Origin of the sequence: Streptomyces ferrugineus, from assembly GCF_015160855.1 — a bacterium.
Taxonomy (GTDB): domain Bacteria; phylum Actinomycetota; class Actinomycetes; order Streptomycetales; family Streptomycetaceae; genus Streptomyces; species Streptomyces ferrugineus.
In genome coordinates, this window is record NZ_CP063373.1 from 265,137 (window position 1) to 286,064 (window position 20,928).

Genomic DNA, 20,928 nt, shown 5'->3' on the forward strand with positions numbered 1-20,928 from the left:
GTCATCGCGAACTATGGCGCGATGTAAGACGGACGTAAGTTACCGGGCCCCACTGGCAACTCCGCAGCCGGGAGTGGCTCTGTGTCATTGATGTGACACAGACCGATACTCAAAGCGGGCCATAGCCACCGCAACTCCCGCGTAGATAACGGCGACTGTGACCACGAGGGCCGCTGAACGCCCGTCCGGCGGCAGTATCAAAGCGGCCACGCCGGCGGCCCCGACGAAGGCGACGTTGAACAGCACGTCGTAGACGGAGAAGGTCCGGCCACGGAAGCCGTCCTCGACCGAGGACTGCACGATCGTGTCCGTCGCGATCTTCGCGCCCTGCGTCGTCAGGCCCAGCACGAATGCCGCGACCAGCGTGGGAGTTGTGGCGAAGGGGAGTCCAAGGGCGGACACCAGGACGGCAGCCGCTCCCGCGCACACGACGATCCAGCCGCCGGGACCGAGTCGCGCGGCCGCCCAGGGGGTCGCCAGCGCCGCCGCGAAGAAGCCGGCGCCGGAGATGCCCAACGCCAGCCCCAGCAGGGCGAGTCCGTCATCGGCGTTGGAGGAGAAGGCGTACCGGCACAGCATCAGCAGCATGACCAGGAGGGCGCCGTAGCAGAACCGCATCAGCGTCATCGAGAACAGCGCCCAGGCCGCCTCTCGACGCGGCGGAGTCGAGAGATGGCGCACACCCGCCACCAGGTCGCGTGCGGTGCCGGAGAGGGCCGTGGTGAGCCGCGGCGTCACCAACTCACGGTCGGGTCCGAGCAGTTCCCGGGCCATGCGCAGTGATGCCAGGCCCGCGCACAGGTACAGGGCCGCTCCCAGCAGCACCACGGCGGCATCGGAGTCCCAGATCACCAGCCGTACGAGGAAGGCCAGGCCGACACCCGCGGTCGCGGCGAGCGTCCCGGCGGTCGGGGAAAGGGAGTTGGCCATCACGAGCCGCTCTTCGTCGACCACTCGGGGCAGTGCCGCGGACAGGCCGGACAGGACGAAGCGGTTGACGGCGGTGACGCACAGGGCGGAGACGTAGAAGAGCCAGTCCGGGACCTGGGTGATGATCAGGGCGGCGGTGGCCGAGGCCAGCACAGTGCGCAGCAGGCTGCCGTACAGCAGCACCTGACGGCGCCGCCAACGGTCCAGCAGGACACCGGAGAAGGGGCCCACCAGGGAGTACGGCAGGAGCAGTACCGCCATCGCGGAGGCGATCGCGGCGGCCGAGGTCTGTTTTTCCGGCGAGAAGACGACGTATGTGGCGAGCGCGGTCTGGTAGACGCCGTCGGCTCCCTGCGAGAGCAGGCGTACGACGAGCAGGCGCCGGAAGTACCGGAAGCGCAGCAGGACCCGCAGGTCGCGTACGACGGACATGGGGCACAGCCTCACATATGGGGAGGGTCCCCGGGTGGTTCAACCCGGGGACCCTCGGCAGCTCTGGCAGGAGCGTTCTAGTGCGGCGCTGCGGTGCTATGGCGCGCAGTGCTGTGTCTCGCTAGCGCTCGACCTCACCCTTGATGAACTTCTCGACGTTCTCGCGGGCCTCGTCGTCGAAGTACTGGACCGGCGGCGACTTCATGAAGTAGCTGGAGGCCGACAGGATCGGGCCGCCGATGCCGCGGTCCTTGGCGATCTTCGCGGCGCGCAGGGCGTCGATGATGACGCCGGCGGAGTTCGGGGAGTCCCAGACCTCGAGCTTGTACTCCAGGTTCAGCGGGACGTCACCGAAGGCGCGGCCCTCGAGGCGGACGTAGGCCCACTTGCGGTCGTCGAGCCAGGCGACATAGTCGGACGGGCCGATGTGGACGTTCTTCTCGCCGAGCTCCCGGTCGGGGATCTGGGAGGTGACGGCCTGCGTCTTGGAGATCTTCTTGGACTCCAGGCGCTCGCGCTCGAGCATGTTCTTGAAGTCCATGTTGCCGCCGACGTTGAGCTGCATCGTGCGGTCGAGGATGACACCGCGGTCCTCGAACAGCTTCGCCATGACGCGGTGCGTGATGGTGGCACCGACCTGGGACTTGATGTCGTCGCCGACGATCGGGACGCCCGCCTCGGTGAACTTGTCCGCCCACTCCTTCGTACCGGCGATGAAGACCGGCAGGGCGTTGACGAAGGCGACCTTGGCGTCGATGGCGCACTGGGCGTAGAACTTCGCCGCGTCCTCGGAGCCCACCGGCAGGTAGCAGACGAGGACGTCGACCTGCTTGTCCTTGAGGACCTGGACGACGTCGACCGGGGCCTCGGCGGACTCCTCGATCGTCTCGCGGTAGTACTTGCCGAGACCGTCGTGGGTGTGGCCACGCTGGACGGTCACACCGGTGCGGGGCACGTCGCAGATCTTGATGGTGTTGTTCTCGCTGGCGCCGATGGCGTCCGCGAGGTCGAGGCCGACCTTCTTCGCGTCGACATCGAAGGCGGCGACGAACTCGACGTCACGGACGTGGTAGTCGCCGAACTGCACATGCATCAGGCCGGGGACCCTGGACGCCGGGTCGGCGTCCTTGTAGTACTCGACTCCCTGAACCAGCGACGCGGCGCAGTTGCCCACGCCGACGACGGCTACGCGAACCGAACCCATTCCGGTTGCTCCCTGTGTGTACGAGTGAGGCCCTGAGTGGGCGCTCACGTGGCGGTGTCGTCGGGCGTATCCGGCCGGGGGGCGTCCCCAGGCCGGGGCAGGCCGCCCGGCGCTCCAGATGTGGTGTCCCGCGAGTCGGACCCCCCGGAGGCGGAACCCTTCAGGTCCCGCCCGGCCCGCTCGCTCTCGATCAGCTCGTTCAGCCAGCGCACTTCGCGCTCCACGGACTCCATCCCGTGGCGCTGAAGCTCGAGCGTGTAGTCGTCGAGGCGCTCCCGGGTGCGCGCCAGGGAGGCGCGCATCTTCTCCAGGCGCTCCTCCAGCCGGCTGCGGCGTCCCTCCAGCACGCGCATGCGCACGTCCTGTGGTGTGCGTCCGAAGAAGGCGAATCGGGCAGCGAAATGCTCGTCCTCGTACGCGTCGGGCCCGGTCTGGGAGAGCAGCTCCTCGAAGTGCTCCTTACCTTCTGCCGTCAACCGGTAGACGATCTTGGCGCGACGGCCCGCGAGCGGTGCGGCGAGCGCGTCCTCGGCGGTGTTCCCCGGTTCCTCGATCAACCAGCCGTTGGCGACCAGCGTCTTGAGGCAGGGATAGAGCGTGCCGTAGCTGAAGGCCCGGAACACGCCCAGTGATGTATTGAGTCGTTTGCGCAGCTCATAGCCGTGCATCGGGGACTCGCGCAGCAGTCCGAGTACGGCGAACTCGAGGATTCCGGCACGTCGGCTCATCCTCTCGCCTCCTCGTCGTATGTCGCGCTGATGTATCGACTCGATACATCACGACGATAGAACGGCCTTCCGGACGCGACAAGTGGGGGAACGGTGAACGGGGTCACATCAACGATTCATGTGGAGCGAGTTGCCTGATTTGGGGTGAAGTTCGGGGCTAGGTGGGCTTTGACGGTGCGTAGTCTGTGCGCCATGAACAGCACTGGGAACCGAGTGACGCCTGGGGGCGTCGTCATCCTTGGTGCAGTACGGGTGAATGCGGAACCGACCGCATCCGTACTCCGGGGGGACCGGAAATCAGCCGCCGTTGACAGGCGCCCAGGGGTGCGCCTGCCCGAGGAGTAGTCGTTCGATGAGCGAGCACCGTCGCAAACCGCCGCAGCCGCAGGGAGGCGGACGTGCCGCGGCCCGACGCGGTCAGGCCGGCTTGTCCTCCGGCCGCCGAGCGGCACCGCGAGGCGCCACCGGATCTCCCTCCGACTCGTACGGGTCGGGTTCCGCCGGTTCGGTGAGCGAGGAACGTCCCTACGGCGGCCGCGCCGAAGCACGACGCGCGGCCCAGAGAAGCGGCGGCAACCGCCGCAGAGCGGCCGAACCGGCCAGAGGAGGCCGTCGGGCGGCTCCCGGCGGTCCGCACGGTCCCGGGCGCGGCAGGGGGCGTGGGGCACCGCCGGACAGGAAGCGGTTCATCGACTATCCGCGCGCGGGCAAGTACGGCCTGGCGCGCTGGGTGCCGTCGTGGCGGCTCGTCACGGGTGTCTTCCTCGCCTTCATGGGCGGCCTGGTCGCCGCGGCGGGCATCGGATACGCCATGGTGGGCATCCCGAAGGCCCAGGACACGGCCAAGGCGCAGAACAACGTCTTCTACTGGTCCAACGGCAAGCAGATGGCGGCGACCGGTGGCCAGACGAACCGGCAGCTCGTGAGCGATGCGGAGATCCCGAGGGAGATAAAGAATGCGGTGGTCTCCGCCGAGAACGCCTCCTTCTATGAGGACAACGGCATCGACCCGGCGGGCATCGCGCGAGCTGTGCTCAACATGGCGAGGGGTGGCGAGACGCAGGGTGGTTCGACTATCACCCAGCAGTTCGTCAAGAACACGTACCTGAGCCAGGAACAGACGCTCTCGCGTAAGTTCAAGGAGCTGTTCATCTCCATCAAGGTCGGCCAGCAGCTGTCGAAGGACGAGATCCTGGCCGGCTACCTCAACACCGCCTACTACGGTCGAAACGCCTACGGCATCCAGGCGGCTGCCCAGGCGTACTTCGGCGTGGACGCCCAGAAGCTCACCCCCTCTCAGTGCGCCTTCCTGGCGGCGGTGCTGAAGGGCCCGAACTTCTACAACCCTGACGGCGGTGTGGGAGCGGGCGCTACGCCGGAGAGCAACACCAAGCGGGCCAAGGAACGCTGGTCGTGGATCCTGGGCCGCATGGTCGAGGTGGGGCGCATGACGCCGGAGGCCCGTGCCAAGGTCGGCGAGTTCCCCACGTTCAAGAGGCAGACCTCGAACCTGTCCGGGCAGTCCGGCTATCTGATCGACATCGCCAAGGAATACGTCGCCAAGAAGGCGGGGCTGTCCCCCGAGGATCTGGAGAAGGGCGGCTACCGGATCTACACGACCTTCGACAAGGAGAAGGTCAACCAGCTGGCTGAGGCCGTCGAGAAGACGCGGAAGAGCTTCCTCGACCCCAAGAAGCGGGAGAAGGACAAGCACGTCCAGTTCGGCGGGGCGTCGGTCGACCCCAAGACCGGAGCGATCATCGCGCTGTACGGCGGCGCGGGCTACGACAAGGGCCACTACTCCAACAACGCCAACACCCTGGGTGTGCCGGTCGGCTCGACCTGGAAGCCCATCGTGCTGGCCTCCGCGATGGAGTACGGGACCTACCAGACCGAAGGGAAACCGCTCTCGCCGTTGGCCAAGTACAACGGCAACGACCTCCTGGAGATCAAGAACCAGGACGGCGACCCGATCATGGGTAATGACGGAAAGCCGTTCCGGCAGAAGAACGAGGGCACCACGGCCTGGGGCGAGGTGACGCTCAGGAAGGCCATGGAGCAGTCGATCAACAGCCCGTTCGCTCAGCTGGGCATCGACGTCGGCCTGTCCAAGACCCAGGAGATGGCGAAGAAGATGGGCATCTCGTCCAGCTTCTTCGACAAGGCCAACATCAAGAACGTGTCCTTCTCGCTCGGTACGTCCACCCCCAGCGCCATTCGTATGGCCGACGCGTACGGCAGCTTCGCCAACTCGGGCCTCCACTACGAGCCGTACTCGGTCACCAAGGTGATCAAGGACGGTGAGCCGCTCAAGGGGTTCGAAGTTCCGGAGAAGCAGGAAGCCATGGGTGCCGACGTTGCGAACAACGTGACGGACGTCCTGGAGAACGTGGTCAAGAACGGCACCGGTAAGAAGGTCGCGGACATCGGGTTCCCGGTGGCCGGCAAGACGGGTACGACCGACGAGAACAAGTCGGCGTGGTTTGTCGGGTACACCAGGGAGCTGTCCACGGCCGTGACGCTGTTCCGGACGGACCCGGGCAAGGGCAAGCTGTTGTCCATGAACGGCACGGGTGGCGTGCCCTCCATCCACGGTGGTGACATCCCGGCACAGGTCTGGAAGGACTACATGGCCGAGGCCATGAAGAGCTATGGCACCCCCGAGCCCTTCCCGGAAGCCGAGCCCATCGGTGAGATCATCAACGACACTCCGACCCCGACGGCGGTGCCCACGCCCACCGAGACCGCCGATGAGAGTCCGACGCCGACGCCGACGCCCTCGGAGTCGCTGACGTCGCCGACGCCTACGCCGACCGAGACATGCTTCGGCTTCCAGTGCAATGACATCGGAGGCTCGGACAACGGCGGCACGGACGGGGGTGTGACCTCGTCGCCGACGCCCACGGAGACGGAGACGGACAACGGCGGAGGCAATGCCAACGGCAACGGAGGCATCTTCGGTGGACCGTCAGGCTGATCGACAGGGTCAGATGTGAGAAGGCCGGTGGTCGGCACCCAAGGGATGGGTGCTGGCCACCGGCCTTTGGTGCTTGGGCGGGGAGCTTGGGCGGCGGCCTGTTTCACGTGAAACGTCGGTTTCACGTGAAACACTCGCCCGTCACACCCCTGTCGTCCGCGCACCGTTCTCAGACAGGTACGGCAGGATGTGCCCCATGCCCAGTGCAGAGACGACGCCCACGAGCGTGCACGAGCCGGACCCGGTGCGGCCGACCAAGGAGGACGAGGTTGCCGCGAACGGGAGTGAGCTGATCGGTGGCCCCATCGGACGGCGCGCCCTGCTCGGGACGTCCTGGTGGACTCCCGTGCGGATCGTGGCGCTGGTGGCGATCGGCATGTTCGCTCTCGGGCTGGTCCAGAAGGCGCCCTGCTACGACGGCGCCTGGTTCTTCGGCGCGAGCTCGCAGTACACACATGCCTGCTACTCGGACATCCCGCACCTCTACCAGGGACGCGGCTTCGCCGACGGACTCGTGCCGTACTTCGACAAGCTCCCCGGCGACATGGAGTACCTCGAGTACCCGGTGCTGACCGGTGTGTTCATGGAGGTCGCCTCCTGGCTCACTACGGGCAGCGGCACCATCCAGCACCAGGAGCAGTGGTACTGGATGGTCAACGCCGGGATGCTGATGGTGTGCGCGGCCGTCATCGCCGTCTGTGTGACCCGCACGCATGCCCGGCGCCCCTGGGACGGCCTGCTGGTCGCCCTGGCGCCCGCCTTCGCGCTGACCGCGACCATCAACTGGGATCTGCTGGCCGTCGCCCTGACGGCCGCCGCGATGTTGATGTGGTCGCGCGGCCGCTCCGTCGCCTTCGGCGTCCTGCTGGGGCTCGCCACAGCCGCGAAGCTCTATCCCATCTTCCTGATCGGCCCGTTGTTCGTCCTGTGCTGGCGCGCGGGCAAGTGGCGCGACTTCGGCAAGGCGCTGGGCGGCACCGTCCTCGCCTGGCTGGTGGTGAACCTTCCGGTCATGGTCCTCGCCTGGGACGGGTGGTCGCAGTTCTACCGGTTCAGCCAGGAGCGGGGCGTCGACTTCGGTTCCTTCTGGCTGATCATGGCCCAGAACTCCAGCGACCCACTGAGCACCGAGACCGTCAACACGCTTGCCACGCTGCTCATGCTGCTGTGCTGCGCCGGCATCGCCGCGCTCACGCTCACCGCGCCGCGACGTCCACGCTTCGCACAGCTGGCCTTCCTGATCGTCGCGGCGTTCATCCTCACCAACAAGGTCTACTCGCCGCAGTACGTCCTGTGGCTGGTGCCCCTGGCCGTGCTGGCCCGGCCGAGGTGGCGGGACTTCCTCATCTGGCAGGCGTGCGAGGTGGCGTACTTCCTCGGGATCTGGCTGTACCTCGCGTACACGACCAGCGGGGACGCCCACAAGGGACTTCCGCCGGACGGCTACCACTGGGCCATCGGCGTCCATCTGCTGGGGACGCTGTACATGTGCGCCGTCGTCGTACGGGACATCCTCATGCCGGAGCGCGATCCGGTACGCCGGTCAGGCGAGGACGACCCCTCGGGCGGCGTTCTCGACAGGGCCGAGGACGCGTTCGTGCTCGGTCACGCGGCCCGTCCGCCGCGGCATGCGGCCCACTTCGAGGGGCCGCAGGTGGAATGGGGCGGCCAAGGGGCGGCCGGTAGTTCGCTCTGAGCGAACAGGGCGTAGGGGGCGTACGCGAAAGGCCGTACACGGAGGGGTCCGTGTACGGCCTTTCGCTGTTACGGCGTCACCCGGGCGGCAGTTGCCGAGCGGGGCGGGTCAGCGGTCGACGAGCCGGTCGAACTGCGTGGTGGTGTGCCGCAGATGGGCGACCAGTTCGTCGCCGACCTTCGGCTCGGGGGCGTCCGCGGGGACGAACAGGATCGAGACCTGCATGTGCGGCGGCTCCGCGAACCAGCGCTGCTTGCCGCCCCACACGAAGGGAGAAAGGTTCCGGTTGACCGTGGCGAGGCCGGCCCGGGCGACGCCCTTGGCGCGCGGCATGACGCCGTGGAGGGCCTTCGGGGCCTCCAGACCCACCCCGTGCGACGTTCCGCCCGCTACGACCACCAGGAAGCCGTCGGAGGCCGCCCTCTGCTGCCGGTAGCCGAAACGGTCGCCCTTGGACACGCGCGTGACGTCCAGGACCGCGCCGCGGTACTCGGTGGCCTCGTGGTCCCCCAGCCACAGCCGGGTGCCGATGCGCGCGCGGAAGCGGGTCTGCGGGAACTGCTGCTGCAGACGGGCGAGTTCCTCGGCCTTGAGGTGGCTGACGAACATCGTGTGCAGCGGCAGGCGGGCGGCACGCAGCCGGTCCATCCAGCCGATGACCTCCTCGACGGCGTCCGAGCCGTCGGTGCGGTCCAGCGGCAGATGGATGGCGAAGCCCTCGAGCCGGACGTTCTCGATGGCGGCGTGCAGCTGCGGCAGGTCCTGCTCGCTGATGCCGTGCCGCTTCATCGAGGACATCACCTCGATGACCACACGGGCGCCCACGAGGCCGTACACTCCGTCCACCGACGACACCGAGCGGATGACACGGTCGGGCAGCGGCACCGGCTCCTCGCCGCGTCGGTACGGCGTCAGCACCAGCAGGTCGCCGCCGAACCAGTCCTTGATGCGCGCGGCCTCGTACGTCGTGCCCACGGCGAGGACCTCGGAGCCCAGGCGAGTGGCCTCCTCCGCGAGGCGTTCGTGTCCGAAGCCGTAGCCGTTGCCCTTGCAGACCGGGACGAGGCCCGGGAACTGCTCCTGCACGTGCTTGTGGTGCGCCCGCCAGCGCGCGGTGTCGACGTAGAGCGTGAGCGCCATGGCCGGACCTGGAACCTTTCTCGTGGCTGCGGTGTATCAGAGGTATGGAAGCTATCGACGGTGCAGCTGTTGACGGTATCGAAGCAGAGAACGAGAGGTCAGCGACGCGACATGTAGATGTCGAGCGCCTTGTGGAGCAGCTTGTTCAGCGGGAAGTCCCACTCGCCGAGGTACTCGGCGGCCTGCCCGCCCGTGCCCACCTTGAACTGGATCAAGCCGAAGAGGTGGTCGGTCTCGTCCAGCGAGTCGGAGATGCCGCGCAGGTCGTAGACGGTCGCGCCGAGCGCGTAGGCGTCGCGCAGCATCCGCCACTGCATCGCGTTCGAGGGCCGGACCTCGCGGCCGATGTTGTCGGAGGCGCCGTAGGAGTACCAGACATGGCCGCCGACGATCAGCATGGTCGCCGCCGACAGGTTCACGCCCTCGTGGCGGGCGAAGTACAGCCGCATGCGGTTGGGGTCCTCGGTGTTGAGGGCCGTCCACATGCGCTGGAAGTACGACAGCGGGCGCGGCCGGAAGTGGTCGCGCACGGCCGTGATCTCGTACAGGCGCTGCCATTCCTCGAGGTCCTGGTAGCCGCCCTGGACGACCTCGACGCCGGCCTTCTCGGCCTTCTTGATGTTGCGGCGCCACAGCTGGTTGAAGTTCTTGTGGACCTCTTCCAGGGACCGGTTGGCCAGCGGCACCTGGAAGACATAGCGGGGCTGTACGTCGCCGAAGCCGGCCCCGCCGTCCTCGCCCTGCTGCCACCCCATACGACGCAGCTTGTCGGCGACTTCGAAGGCACGCGGCTCGATGAAGTCGGCCTCGATGTCGCGCAGTCGCTTCACGTCGGGGTTCTGGATGCCCTGCTTGATGGAGCCCGCCTCCCAGCGCCGGATGATCACCGGCGGGCCCATCTTCACGGAGAAAGCGCCCTGGTTCTTGAGATGCGCGAGCATCGGTTCCAGCCAGTCGGTCAGATTCGGCGCGAACCAGTTGATGACCGGGCCCTCGGGCAGATAGGCGAGATAGCGCTTGATCTTGGGCAGCTGGCGGTAGAGGACGAGGCCGGCGCCGACCAGTTCACCGCTCTTGTCGAACCACCCGAGGCTCTCCGAACGCCACTCGGCCTTCACATCCGCCCAGGCCGGGACCTGCATGTGGCTCGCCGACGGCAGGCTCTGGATGTACGCCAGATGCTGCTCGCGACTGATCGTCCTCAGGGTCAGGCTCATTCGGGGCGCTCCTCGGGCTGGTGTGTCCCCATGGGTACAGGGGCTCCGGCTCTCGCGGAAGCCTACTGCGCCTTGGGAGCGCCCCGACTGGGCGTACGGCAGCTTCACTCCGGTCTTGTGGGCCACCGGAGCGTTCGAGGGCGTTCTATGCGTTGTTCTACCGGTGTTCGGAGGGCGCGGTCTCCGTGGCCGGCGCGAGGAGGGAGCTGTGGCAGGCGTCAGCCGCCGAAGAGCCCGCCGTGCGCCATGCCGAGGAAGAAACCGACTCCGGAGGCACCTAGGCCCAGGATCAGACCGAACCGCTCACGGGTCGTCACCGAGATCCACTGGCCGTACGCACCGGTCATGATGCCCACCAGACCGGTCCAGGAGCTGAGTAGGTTCAGGTCGTGGAACTGGGCTGTGACGAAGGACGTGATGCCCAGCACCAGGGTCACCGCGAGCAGGGTGTCCTGGAGAGGGTGGGGCTTTCCGTCCGTGGCGAAAAGGCCTCCGACGGTGTTGGGTCGCATTGCCTGTGCCATAGGGCACCTCCTGCGGAAGGCGGCGCATCGTAGCGCCATACACACCCGATGTGTACAGATTGTGGGCGACGGCGGCCGGATTTCAACCGGACGCCGGTGTGCGGGTACTGTGTACCGTCTGCACCGGTGTCTGCCCGGGCCAGCTCGGGGGAACCGTGAGGTCACCCCCGATTGTCAGTGGCGGCCGATACCGTTGCGTACGCATCACAACCCTCCTGCCACGGAACGACCGTGGCCGCTGAGTCCAAAGGAGGTGGGTTCCACATGCGTCACTACGAGGTGATGGTCATCCTCGACCCCGATCTGGAGGAGCGCGCCGTCGCCCCTCTGATCGAGAACTTCCTCTCCGTCGTCCGTGAGGGCAACGGCAAGGTCGAGAAGGTCGACACCTGGGGCCGTCGTCGTCTCTCGTACGAGATCAAGAAGAAGCCTGAGGGCATCTACTCGGTCATCGACCTGCAGGCCGAGCCTGCGGTCGTCAAGGAGCTCGACCGCCAGATGAACCTGAACGAGTCGGTCCTCCGGACCAAGGTCCTCCGCCCCGAGACCCACTGAGCTCTCCCGTTCAGCTGATCTCGGGATTCGAGTAGCAGCAACCAAGCAGCCAGAGCAGCAAACCCGCCGAGAGGTACCCCCATGGCAGGCGAGACCGTCATCACGGTCGTCGGCAATCTTGTCGATGACCCCGAGCTGCGCTTCACCCCGTCCGGTGCGGCGGTCGCGAAGTTCCGTGTCGCGTCCACTCCCCGCACCTTCGACCGTCAGACGAACGAGTGGAAGGACGGCGAGAGCCTGTTCCTGACCTGCTCGGTCTGGCGTCAGGCGGCGGAGAACGTCGCCGAGTCGCTCCAGCGAGGCATGCGCGTCATCGTGCAGGGCCGGCTGAAGCAGCGGTCCTACGAGGACCGTGAGGGCGTCAAGCGCACGGTCTACGAGCTGGATGTCGAGGAAGTCGGCGCCAGCCTGCGGAACGCCACGGCGAAGGTCACCAAGACCTCCGGTGGCGCCCGCAGTGGTCAGGGCGGTTACGGCGGCGGTGGCGGCCAGGGTGGCGGCGGCTGGGGCGGTGGCCCCGGTGGCGGTCAGCAGGGCGGCGGTGCTCCCGCCGACGACCCGTGGGCGACCGGTGCTCCCGCCGGTGGTGGCAACCAGGGCGGCGGCGGTGGCGGCGGCTGGGGTGGAAACTCCGGCGGCGGCGGTGGCGGCGGCTACTCGGAAGAGCCCCCCTTCTAGGCCTTCGGGTCTGGGGTGGGCCGCACCCAAACTTCTTGATCACACAGGAGAAACACCATGGCGAAGCCGCCTGTGCGCAAGCCTAAGAAGAAGGTCTGCGCTTTCTGCAAGGACAAGGTCACGTACGTGGACTACAAGGACACGAACATGCTGCGGAAGTTCATTTCCGACCGCGGCAAGATCCGTGCCCGTCGCGTGACCGGCAACTGCACGCAGCACCAGCGTGACGTCGCCACGGCCGTCAAGAACAGCCGTGAGATGGCGCTGCTGCCCTACACCTCCACCGCGCGCTAAGGGAAGGGTGACCGACACATGAAGATCATCCTCACCCACGAGGTCTCCGGCCTCGGTGCCGCGGGCGACGTCGTCGACGTCAAGGACGGTTACGCTCGCAACTACCTGATCCCGCGGAAGTTCGCTATCCGCTGGACCAAGGGCGGCGAGAAGGACGTCGAGCAGATCCGTCGTGCTCGCAAGATCCACGAGATTCAGACCATCGAGCAGGCCAACGCTGTCAAGGCCCAGCTCGAGGGTGTGAAGGTCCGTCTGGCCGTCCGCTCCGGCGACGCCGGTCGTCTCTTCGGTTCCGTCACCCCGGCCGACATCGCGTCCGCGATCAAGGCTGCGGGTGGCCCCGAGGTCGACAAGCGTCGTATCGAGCTCGGCGCGCCGATCAAGACCCTGGGCGCCCACGAGACGTCCGTGCGTCTGCACCCCGAGGTTGCCGCCAAGGTCAACATCGAGGTCATCGCGGCCTGATCGCCGCGTTCGGCTGGAACAGCTGAGTGAAGGGGCCGTACCCGCTGGGGTGCGGCCCCTTCACTGTGCAGCGAACGGCTTCTTCTCAGGGAGCGGGCCGGATCCCGGCGAGCGGGGCGCGTCGGTTTCACGTGAAACAGCGTGTTTCACGTGAAACAGTCAGCGCGTGGCGCCCGTGACGATCCAGCGGCCCGAGCGGGAGCGCAGCCAGAGCGTCAGCATGCGCACCGTCATCATCAGCGTCATGGCGGCCCAGATTGCGGTGAGGCCTCCGCCGACCACGGGGACGAGCAGCGCGACTGGAGTGAAGACCGCCAGGGTGAGCACCATGGCCCAGGCGAGATAGGGGCCGTCGCCCGCTCCCATCAGGACGCCGTCCAGGACGAAGACGACGCCGCAGATCGGCTGGGAGAGCGCCACCACGAGAAGGGCGGGCAGGGCAGCGTCCTTGACGACCGAGTCGCCGGTGAACAACGGCAGGAAGAGCGGTCGGCTGATCACCACGAGCAGGCCGAGGACGACGCCGGCGGCGATGCCCCACTCCACCATGCGGCGGCAGGCGGCCCGGGCGCCCTCGGCGTCGCCGGCGCCGAGATACCTGCCGATGATGGCCTGACCGGCGATGGCGATGGCGTCCAGAGCGAAGGCGAGCAGGCTCCACAGCGACAGGATGATCTGGTGCGCGGCGATGTCGGCGTCCCCGAGGCGGGCTGCGACGGCCGTCGCGATCATCAGGATCGCCCGCAATGAGAGAGTGCGGACCAGGAGGGGCACGCCGGCCTGTGCGGAGGCCCTTATCCCAACCGCGTCGGGACGCAGGGAGGCGCCGTGCTCGCGCGCGCCGCGGACCACGACCACGAGATAGATCGCGGCCATACCGCACTGAGCGATGACGGTGCCCCAGGCGGAACCCGCGATGCCGAGGTCGGCGCCGTAGACGAGACCTGCGTTGAGGGCGGCGTTGGCGATGAAACCCGCGACGGCGACGTACAGCGGAGTCCTGGTGTCTTGTAGGCCGCGTAGGACGCCGGAGGCGGCGAGCACGACGAGCATCGCCGGGATGCCGAGTGCCGAGATCCGTAGATAGGTGGTCGCGTACGGGGCCGCTGTGTCCGAGGCGCCGAAGAGTTCCACGAGAAACGGTGCCGTGGGCAGGACGACCGCGACGACGCCGACGCCGAGGAGGATGGCCAGCCAGATACCGTCCATGCCCTGGCGGATGGCGGCCTGGAGGTCTCCGGCGCCGACGCGTCGGGCGACGGCCGCGGTGGTGGCGTAGGCAAGGAACACGAAGACGCTGACGGCTGTCATGAGGAGGGCCGAAGCGACCCCGAGCCCGGCGAGCTGTGCTGTGCCGAGATGGCCGACAATCGCGCTGTCGGCCATGACGAAGAGGGGCTCGGCGACGAGTGCGCCGAAGGCCGGAACGGCCAGAGCGACGATCTCTCGATCGTGCTGTCTCCGGACGGCCTTGGGTCTCGCGGGGGCCTGTGTCATGGCCACCAATCTAATCGTCCACAGGTAAGAGATGCAATCCAATACTGACCCTTACTCGTGGTCTCGCGTCGTGTGCTTTCGTGCGTCGTTCGAAGCGATCTTGGTCCGACTGGGGAAGTTTTTCTTCTGCACAGCCGGTGGACGGCAACGTTGCAGGTCAGAGTGGGTCCTTGGGAATCTCTCCAGGCTTGTTCACAGGGCTGTCCACCGGGTCGTGCACAGGTTTTGCGGAGTTCTCCACAGCATCCGGGCCGTCGTCCACATGGCCTGTGGATAACCAGATTGGCTGACGGTGCCCGCGGGCCTACCGTGGTCCGGCGCCCGCTCCGTTCGTCGGCCGTGAAAGCGTCACAAAACCGACGTGCCAGAACCGGAGTTGGGCCTCTTATTTGTCAGTGGCGTGCCGTAGAACAGAGGGGCACGGCGAGGTCCGCTCGGCGGACGGGAGGAGGTGGCTCGGTGAGTATTTCCGAGCCCTTGGACGACCCGTGGGCCGACAGCGGCCCCAGTGATCGTCTGCCCGCCTCCCGCCGGCGTGGGGACGGTGGCCGAGGACGCGACGAGCAGCATGACCGCGGACGGGACAGCGGAGAGTGGGACCGCGGCGGTTCGGCCTTCGAGCGGGTACCGCCGCAGGATCTCGACGCCGAACAGTCCGTCCTCGGCGGCATGCTCCTGTCCAAGGACGCCATTGCCGACGTGGTCGAGGTCATCAAGGGCCACGACTTCTACAAGCCCGCACACGAGACGATCTTCCAGGCGATCCTCGACGTCTACGCCAAGGGTGAGCCGGCCGACCCGATCACCATCGCCGCCGAACTCACCAAGCGCGGCGAGATCAACAAGGTCGGCGGCGCCTCGTATCTCCACACCCTCGTCCAGATGGTGCCGACGGCGGCGAACGCCGAGTACTACGCGGAGATCGTGCACGAGCGCGCGGTGCTGCGCCGCCTCGTCGAGGCCGGCACCCGCATCACACAGATGGGATACGCGGCCGACGACGACGTCGACGAGATCGTCAACCGCGCCCAGGCCGAGATCTACGCGGTCACCGAGCAGCGCACCAGCGAGGACTATCTGCCGCTCGGCGACATCATGGAAGGCGCGCTCGACGAGATCGAGGCGATCGGCTCGCGCACCGGCGAGATGACCGGTGTGCCCACCGGGTTCACGGACCTCGACTCGCTCACCAACGGTCTGCACCCGGGCCAGATGATCGTCATCGCGGCCCGTCCCGCGATGGGTAAGTCCACCCTCGCACTGGACTTCGCGCGGGCGGCGTCGATCAAGAACAACCTGGCGAGCGTCATCTTCTCCCTGGAGATGGGGCGCAACGAGATCGCGATGCGTCTGCTGTCGGCCGAGGCGCGTGTGGCGTTGCACCACATGCGTTCCGGAACCATGACGGACGAGGACTGGACCCGGCTGGCGCGGCGGATGCCCGAGGTTTCCGCAGCGCCGCTCTATATCGACGACTCCCCGAACCTGTCGATGATGGAGATCCGTGCGAAGTGCCGTCGACTGAAGCAGCGCAATGACATCAAGCTCGTGATCATCGACTATCTGCAGCTGATGCAGTCCGGCGGTTCGAAGCGTGCCGAGAGCCGTCAGCAGGAGGTCTCGGACATGTCCCGTAACCTCAAGCTGCTGGCGAAGGAGCTGGAGGTCCCGGTGATCGCGCTCTCGCAGCTCAACCGTGGTCCCGAGCAGCGTACGGACAAGAAGCCGATGGTGTCCGACCTGCGTGAGTCCGGCTCCATCGAGCAGGACGCCGACATGGTGATCCTGCTGCACCGTGAGGACGCCTACGAGAAGGAGTCGCCGCGCGCCGGCGAGGCGGACATCATCGTGGGCAAGCACCGTAACGGCCCGACGGCGACGATCACGGTCGCCTTCCAGGGCCACTACTCGCGGTTCGTGGACATGGCGCAGACCTGATCCGTCGCACCGCAACTATCAGCTGCGACGCCGCCCGGACCACACCCGTCTGCTTCCGCACAGCCGCTGGTCACGGATCTGCCGCCGCACCGGCACCCCGGTCGGCAGAGGACCCCGCGAGCTAACCGCCTACCTCGTCTCGTACCTGGTCAGGATCACGCCGCAGGGAAATGTCCGCGTCTCCACCAGGTTCAGGTTCACCCAGCTGTCCAGCGCGGTGAAGAACGGCGTGCCGCCGCCCACCAGGACCGGCGCAGTGGCCAGCACGTACTCGTCGATCAACCCGGCCCGCATGGCCGCCCCGGCGAGCGTCGCGCCGCCGATGTCCATCGGGCCGCCGTCCTCGGCCTTGAGCCGGGTGATCTCGGCGACCGCGTCGCCGGTGACCAGGCGGGTGTTCCAGTCGACCTTGTCGATCGTCGAGGAGAACACCACCTTCGACATGTCCCGCCAGCGGCGCGCGAACTCGATCTCCGCCGGGGTGGCGTTGGGCTGCTGGTCGCCGGTCGGCCAGTAGGAGCTCATCGTCTGCCACAGCTTGCGCCCGTACAGCGTCAGGTCGGTCGCCTGCAGCTGGTCGGACCAGAACTGGAACAGCTCGTCGCTCGGCACGCTCCAGCCGATGTCGTCGCCGGGCGCGGCGATGTAGCCGTCCAGGCTCAGGTTCATGCCGTAGATCAGTTTCCGCATGGCGCCAGCCTTCCGTGAGTCGGTCTCACGCGTACAGACCGGCGCGGCGCGGGAAACTCATCGGTGCGCGATCTGAGCTCGCATGCAGTCCCCGTGGCTGGACATGTCATCGGCGGCGAGATCCGCAGTCGCACCCGGGGGATATGGGCTTGGCTCCCGAGCGGCCACCGGGGTGGACTGGAGGGATGACGACATCTCAGGAAGAGCTGCTCCCCACCACGCGCCGGGCACTGCTGCACCGCATCGCCGTGGCCCAGGCCGAGGGACGGGCGCCCTCGCTGGTCGCCGCCGTCGTACGGGGCGGGCGGACCGTGTGGCACGGCTCGCGTACCTCGATGGACGGGCATGCGCCGGACGAGAATGTGCAGTACCGCATCGGCTCGATCACCAAGACCTTCACCGCCGTTCTCGTTCTGAGACTGCGTGACGAGGGCCTGCTCGATCTCGGCGACCCCCTGGAGAAGCATCTGCCGGAAACCGGCGTGGGGGAGGCCACCATCATTGAACTCCTCGCGCACACCAGCGGGTTGGCGGCCGAGTCCCCTGCTCCCTGGTGGGAACGGACCTCCGGATCCCTGCGGCCCGAACTGCCCGACGTCATGGGCGAGCAGCCCTTCCTGCACCCGTCCGGCCGCCGGTTCCACTACTCGAACCCTGGCTACACGCTGCTGGGGGCGCTGGTGGAGAAGCTGCGTGGCGCTCCGTGGGAGGACGTACTCCGGCGTGAAGTGCTCGAACCCCTGGGCCTGAAGCGCACGAGTACACGACCGCAGGAGCCGCACGCGGGAGGTTGGGCGGTGCATCCCTGGGCCGATGCGATGCTTCCCGAACCCGTCGAAGACCTCGGGAGGATGGCGCCGGCTGGTCAACTGTGGTCGACGACGGATGACTTGGCGCGGTTCGCCGTCTTCCTGGCCAAGGGGGACGACCGGGTGCTGAGCGCCGAGAGCGTACGAGAGATGCGGACCCCTGCGGCGCCGCCCGAGGCTGTCGATGTGCTGGATGGTGCCGCATACGGCCTGGGGATGCAGGTCCAGCGCCGAGACGGACGGCTCCTCGTGGGGCACGGCGGGTCGTTGCCGGGCTTCCTGGCGAGTCTGACCCTCAGCGTGCAGGACGACGTCGCGGCCGTCGTGCTGGCCAACTGCACCTCCGGTCCGCTGGTCGCCCTTGCCGCCGCCGACCTGGTCCGTATCGTCGCCGAGGCCGAGCCGCGGATTCCTGAGCCCTGGCGGCCCATGCCTGCGGTCGACACGGCGGTCCTGGAGTTGGCCGGCCCTTGGTACTGGGGGACGAACGCCTTCGCCCTGCGGCTGACCGCGGACGGACTCGTCTCGCTGGAGCCGCTGTCCGGTAAGGGGCGCCGCTCACGGTTCCGCGCCAACGGCGACGGCACATGGACGGGCCTGGAGGGCTACTACGCGGGCGAGATCTTGAAGGCCGTCCGACGCCCGGACGGGACCGTGGACCATCTGGACCTCGGCTCATTCGTCTTCACCCGTCAGCCGTACGACGAGGAGGCTGCCGTGCCGGGCGGGGTGGATCCCGACGGCTGGCGGGGCAGCGACTCGTTCTGACGGTTCAGCGAAAGCGCCTGTTTCACGTGAAACAGGCGCCGCACCGCCTCACAGCGGGAGCTTGAAGCCCACGTGTGAGGCGGTGAAACCGAGCCGCTCATAGAAGCGGTGGGCGTCCGTACGGCTCTTGTCGGAGGTCAGCTGCACCAACTGGCAGTTCTGCCGCCGGGATTCGTCGATTGCCCACTCGATGAGCTGCGTGCCCAGGCCGCTGCCTCGCTCGTCGGCGTGGATGCGGACGGCTTCGATGATCGACCTGGTGGAGCCACGCCGCGACAGCCCGGGAATGACCGTGAGCTGGAGGGTGCCGACGACGCGGCCCTCGCGGACGGCGACGACCAGGTGCTGGTTCGGATCGCTGCTGAGCCGCTCGAGCGCGGACAGGTAGGGGGTCAGGTCATCGGGTGACTCACGCTGGGCGCCCAGTGGGTCGTCCGCGAGCATGCCGACGATCGCGGGTATGTCGTCGGCGACAGCGGGCCGTATCTCAAGATCTCCCATGTCTGCACCCTATGTGGGCACGCGAAGTGTTTCGACGGCGTGGACCAGTGGGGCCAGTTCGGGGTTTTTCGCGGCTTCGTCGAGGGCTTCGCGCAGTGCGGACTCGTTGGTGGGGCGGGCCTGTTCCAGGAGTTTGAGGCCGGTTTCGGTGACGTCGGTGTAGATGCCGCGGCGGTCGGTGGGGCAGAGGTAGCGGGAGAGCAGGCCGCGGTCCTCGAGTCGGGTGACGAGGCGGGTGGTGGCGCTCTGGCTGAGGACGACGGCGTCGGCGACCTGTTTCATCTGGAGGTGGCCGCCTTCGCCGTTGTGCTGGCGGCTGAGGACGTCGAGCAGGGAGTACTCGCGCACGCTCAGGTCGTGCCGGGACTGCAGGGCGCGCTCGATGTGCGTCTCGATCCTGCCGTGCAGCAGGGAGAGGGCGCACCAGCCCTGGGCGAGGGCGGTCAGCGCGGGGTCCGTGGCGGTCATGGCGATTCCTCCATCCCGGAGCGGCTTCAAGTCAAGGTAGGACAGGGCCGCAATAGTCCGCGCTTGCAATTATTCCGCGTGTGCAAGTATTGTCTTCGAGCGTAAAGCGCTCCTGCAATCTTCGGAAGGTGCTACTTCTCCATGCCTCTCGCGCTTCTGGCCCTCGCGATCGGGGCCTTCGGAATCGGAACGACCGAGTTCGTGATCATGGGCTTGCTGCCCGAGGTCGCGGGTGACTTCGGGGTCTCCATCCCCACCGCCGGCTTCCTGGTGACCGGCTACGCGCTCGGTGTGGTCCTCGGCGCTCCGCTGATGACCGTGCTCGGCACCAAGGTCTCCCGCAAGCGGATGCTGATGCTGCTGATGGGGCTCTTCATCGCCGGCAACCTGCTGTCCGCCGTCGCTCCCGCCTTCTCCGTCATGCTGATCGGCCGCGTGGTCGCCTCGCTCGCCCACGGAGCCTTCTTCGGCATCGGCTCAGTCGTCGCGGCCGACCTGGTCGCCCCGGACAAGAAGGCCGGAGCCATCGCGATGATGTTCACCGGCCTGACCGTCGCCAACGTCGTCGGCGTCCCGCTGGGCACGTTCGTCGGGCAGTCCGCCGGCTGGCGGGTCACCTTCGGCATCGTCGCCGCTCTCGGCGTCGTCGGCCTGGTCGGCATCGCCAAGCTGGTCCCCGATACGCCCAAGCCGCAGGGCGTACGGCTGCGCCATGAGCTGGCCGCCTTCAAGAACGCCCAAGTCCTGCTGGCGATGGCGATGACGGTCCTCGGCTTCGGCGGTGTCTTCGCGGCCATCACCTACATCGCGCCGATGATGACCCATGTCGGCGGCTTCGCGGACGGCTCCGTCACCTGGCTGCTGGTCCTCTTCGGGCTCGGCATGGTCGGCGGCAACCTGATCGGTGGCAAGTACGCCGACCGCGCGCTGATGCCCATGCTCTACGTCTCCCTGGGCGCCCTCGCCGTGGTGCTGGCGCTCTTCACGCTCACCGCGCAGAACAAGATCCTCGCGGCCGTCACCATCACGCTGATCGGCGCCCTGGGCTTCGCCACCGTCCCGCCGCTGCAGAAGCGCGTCCTGGACCAGGCGCACGGAGCTCCGACGCTGGCATCGGCCGTGAACATCGGCGCCTTCAACCTCGGCAACGCGCTCTCCGCCTGGCTCGGCGGCCTCGTCATCGCGGCCGGCTTCGGCTACACGTCCCCCAACTGGGTCGGCGCCGCCCTCGCCGCGGCCGCGCTGCTGCTCGCGTTCCTCTCGGCCGCGCTGGAGCGCCGTGAGGGAGCCGTCTCCAGCGCCGTCGTCAACGGCACCGTGCCCGCCGAGCAGCGAGCCGCCGTCCACCACTGAGCCGGTTCCTGTGCGGGGTCAGGGCCACCCCCGCACATCCGGCCCCGTGACCGTCCACGTCGGC

19 protein-coding genes are annotated in these 20,928 nt (G+C 67.7%); 9 read left to right on the top strand and 10 right to left on the bottom strand.

The annotated features are described in order from the left end of the window. Positions 1 to 84 precede the first annotated feature (84 nt). From IM697_RS01215 to IM697_RS01225, 3 genes are all read right to left on the bottom strand, one after another. Positions 85 to 1,362 carry an MFS transporter gene (locus IM697_RS01215; protein WP_194043840.1) on the bottom strand — a complete coding sequence of 426 codons (1,278 nt, stop codon included), beginning with the start codon at positions 1,360 to 1,362 and terminating at the stop codon, positions 85 to 87. 121 nt (positions 1,363 to 1,483) lie between these two features. Further along, on the bottom strand, positions 1,484 to 2,566 hold the full coding sequence (locus tag IM697_RS01220; protein ID WP_194043841.1) for an inositol-3-phosphate synthase: 1,083 nt from the start codon (positions 2,564 to 2,566) through the stop codon (positions 1,484 to 1,486). A gap of 44 nt (positions 2,567 to 2,610) precedes the next feature. Beyond that, positions 2,611 to 3,294, bottom strand: coding sequence for a PadR family transcriptional regulator (locus IM697_RS01225; protein WP_194043843.1), 684 nt, complete (start codon positions 3,292 to 3,294; stop codon positions 2,611 to 2,613). 352 nt (positions 3,295 to 3,646) lie between these two features. Here IM697_RS01225 and IM697_RS01230 point away from each other — a divergent pair, with 352 nt between their 5' ends. Then, the gene (locus IM697_RS01230; RefSeq protein ID WP_194043845.1) at positions 3,647 to 6,271 is read left to right on the top strand and encodes a transglycosylase domain-containing protein; all 2,625 of its coding nucleotides are present in this window, start codon (positions 3,647 to 3,649) and stop codon (positions 6,269 to 6,271) included. Positions 6,272 to 6,467: 196 nt separating this feature from the next. Further along, entirely contained in the window at positions 6,468 to 7,967 is a 1,500-nt protein-coding gene (locus IM697_RS01235) for a glycosyltransferase family 87 protein (protein ID WP_194043847.1), read from the top strand. A 108-nt stretch (positions 7,968 to 8,075) separates the two neighbouring features. Here IM697_RS01235 and IM697_RS01240 read toward each other — a convergent pair whose 3' ends face one another. The 3 genes from IM697_RS01240 to IM697_RS01250 form a co-directional block, all read right to left on the bottom strand. Further along, on the bottom strand, positions 8,076 to 9,107 hold the full coding sequence (locus IM697_RS01240; RefSeq protein ID WP_194043849.1) for an alanine racemase: 1,032 nt from the start codon (positions 9,105 to 9,107) through the stop codon (positions 8,076 to 8,078). Between the two features lie 98 nt (positions 9,108 to 9,205). Continuing rightward, the gene (femX, locus tag IM697_RS01245) at positions 9,206 to 10,324 is read right to left on the bottom strand and encodes a peptidoglycan bridge formation glycyltransferase FemX (RefSeq protein WP_194043851.1); all 1,119 of its coding nucleotides are present in this window, start codon (positions 10,322 to 10,324) and stop codon (positions 9,206 to 9,208) included. Between the two features lie 218 nt (positions 10,325 to 10,542). Beyond that, positions 10,543 to 10,848, bottom strand: a complete 306-nt coding sequence (locus tag IM697_RS01250) for a hypothetical protein (protein WP_194043860.1) — start codon at positions 10,846 to 10,848, stop codon at positions 10,543 to 10,545. A gap of 264 nt (positions 10,849 to 11,112) precedes the next feature. Between IM697_RS01250 and rpsF the strand changes: the two genes are divergently transcribed. From rpsF to rplI, 4 genes are all read left to right on the top strand, one after another. Continuing rightward, complete coding sequence (gene rpsF / locus IM697_RS01255) at positions 11,113 to 11,403, top strand: 30S ribosomal protein S6 (protein WP_005482942.1); 291 nt, start codon at positions 11,113 to 11,115, stop codon at positions 11,401 to 11,403. Between the two features lie 81 nt (positions 11,404 to 11,484). Beyond that, positions 11,485 to 12,081 (top strand): single-stranded DNA-binding protein, encoded by a 597-nt coding sequence (locus IM697_RS01260; RefSeq protein WP_194043862.1) that lies wholly within the window; start codon positions 11,485 to 11,487, stop codon positions 12,079 to 12,081. Positions 12,082 to 12,138: 57 nt separating this feature from the next. Continuing rightward, on the top strand, positions 12,139 to 12,375 hold the full coding sequence (gene rpsR, locus IM697_RS01265; protein WP_003949403.1) for a 30S ribosomal protein S18: 237 nt from the start codon (positions 12,139 to 12,141) through the stop codon (positions 12,373 to 12,375). Positions 12,376 to 12,393: 18 nt separating this feature from the next. Further along, a complete protein-coding gene (gene rplI, locus IM697_RS01270; protein ID WP_194043864.1) occupies positions 12,394 to 12,840 on the top strand; it encodes a 50S ribosomal protein L9 in 447 nt (148 codons plus the stop codon). A 159-nt stretch (positions 12,841 to 12,999) separates the two neighbouring features. On the opposite strand, the gene IM697_RS01275 is transcribed toward rplI, so the two are convergent. Beyond that, positions 13,000 to 14,337: an MATE family efflux transporter gene (locus tag IM697_RS01275; protein ID WP_194043866.1), complete on the bottom strand. Its 1,338-nt coding sequence runs from the start codon at positions 14,335 to 14,337 to the stop codon at positions 13,000 to 13,002. Positions 14,338 to 14,796: 459 nt separating this feature from the next. Here IM697_RS01275 and dnaB point away from each other — a divergent pair, with 459 nt between their 5' ends. After that, positions 14,797 to 16,275, top strand: a complete 1,479-nt coding sequence (gene dnaB / locus IM697_RS01280) for a replicative DNA helicase (protein ID WP_194043868.1) — start codon at positions 14,797 to 14,799, stop codon at positions 16,273 to 16,275. Between the two features lie 129 nt (positions 16,276 to 16,404). On the opposite strand, the gene IM697_RS01285 is transcribed toward dnaB, so the two are convergent. Then, positions 16,405 to 16,965 carry a dihydrofolate reductase family protein gene (locus IM697_RS01285; RefSeq protein ID WP_194043870.1) on the bottom strand — a complete coding sequence of 187 codons (561 nt, stop codon included), beginning with the start codon at positions 16,963 to 16,965 and terminating at the stop codon, positions 16,405 to 16,407. Between the two features lie 185 nt (positions 16,966 to 17,150). On the opposite strand from IM697_RS01285, the gene IM697_RS01290 reads away from it, so the two are divergent. Then, positions 17,151 to 18,542, top strand: a complete 1,392-nt coding sequence (locus tag IM697_RS01290) for a serine hydrolase domain-containing protein (protein ID WP_194043872.1) — start codon at positions 17,151 to 17,153, stop codon at positions 18,540 to 18,542. Between the two features lie 48 nt (positions 18,543 to 18,590). On the opposite strand, the gene IM697_RS01295 is transcribed toward IM697_RS01290, so the two are convergent. Then, positions 18,591 to 19,043: a GNAT family N-acetyltransferase gene (locus IM697_RS01295; protein WP_194043873.1), complete on the bottom strand. Its 453-nt coding sequence runs from the start codon at positions 19,041 to 19,043 to the stop codon at positions 18,591 to 18,593. A gap of 9 nt (positions 19,044 to 19,052) precedes the next feature. Further along, positions 19,053 to 19,511 carry a MarR family winged helix-turn-helix transcriptional regulator gene (locus tag IM697_RS01300; RefSeq protein WP_194043875.1) on the bottom strand — a complete coding sequence of 153 codons (459 nt, stop codon included), beginning with the start codon at positions 19,509 to 19,511 and terminating at the stop codon, positions 19,053 to 19,055. 141 nt (positions 19,512 to 19,652) lie between these two features. On the opposite strand from IM697_RS01300, the gene IM697_RS01305 reads away from it, so the two are divergent. Next, positions 19,653 to 20,864, top strand: a complete 1,212-nt coding sequence (locus tag IM697_RS01305; RefSeq protein ID WP_194043877.1) for an MFS transporter — start codon at positions 19,653 to 19,655, stop codon at positions 20,862 to 20,864. Positions 20,865 to 20,928: the final 64 nt, after the last annotated feature.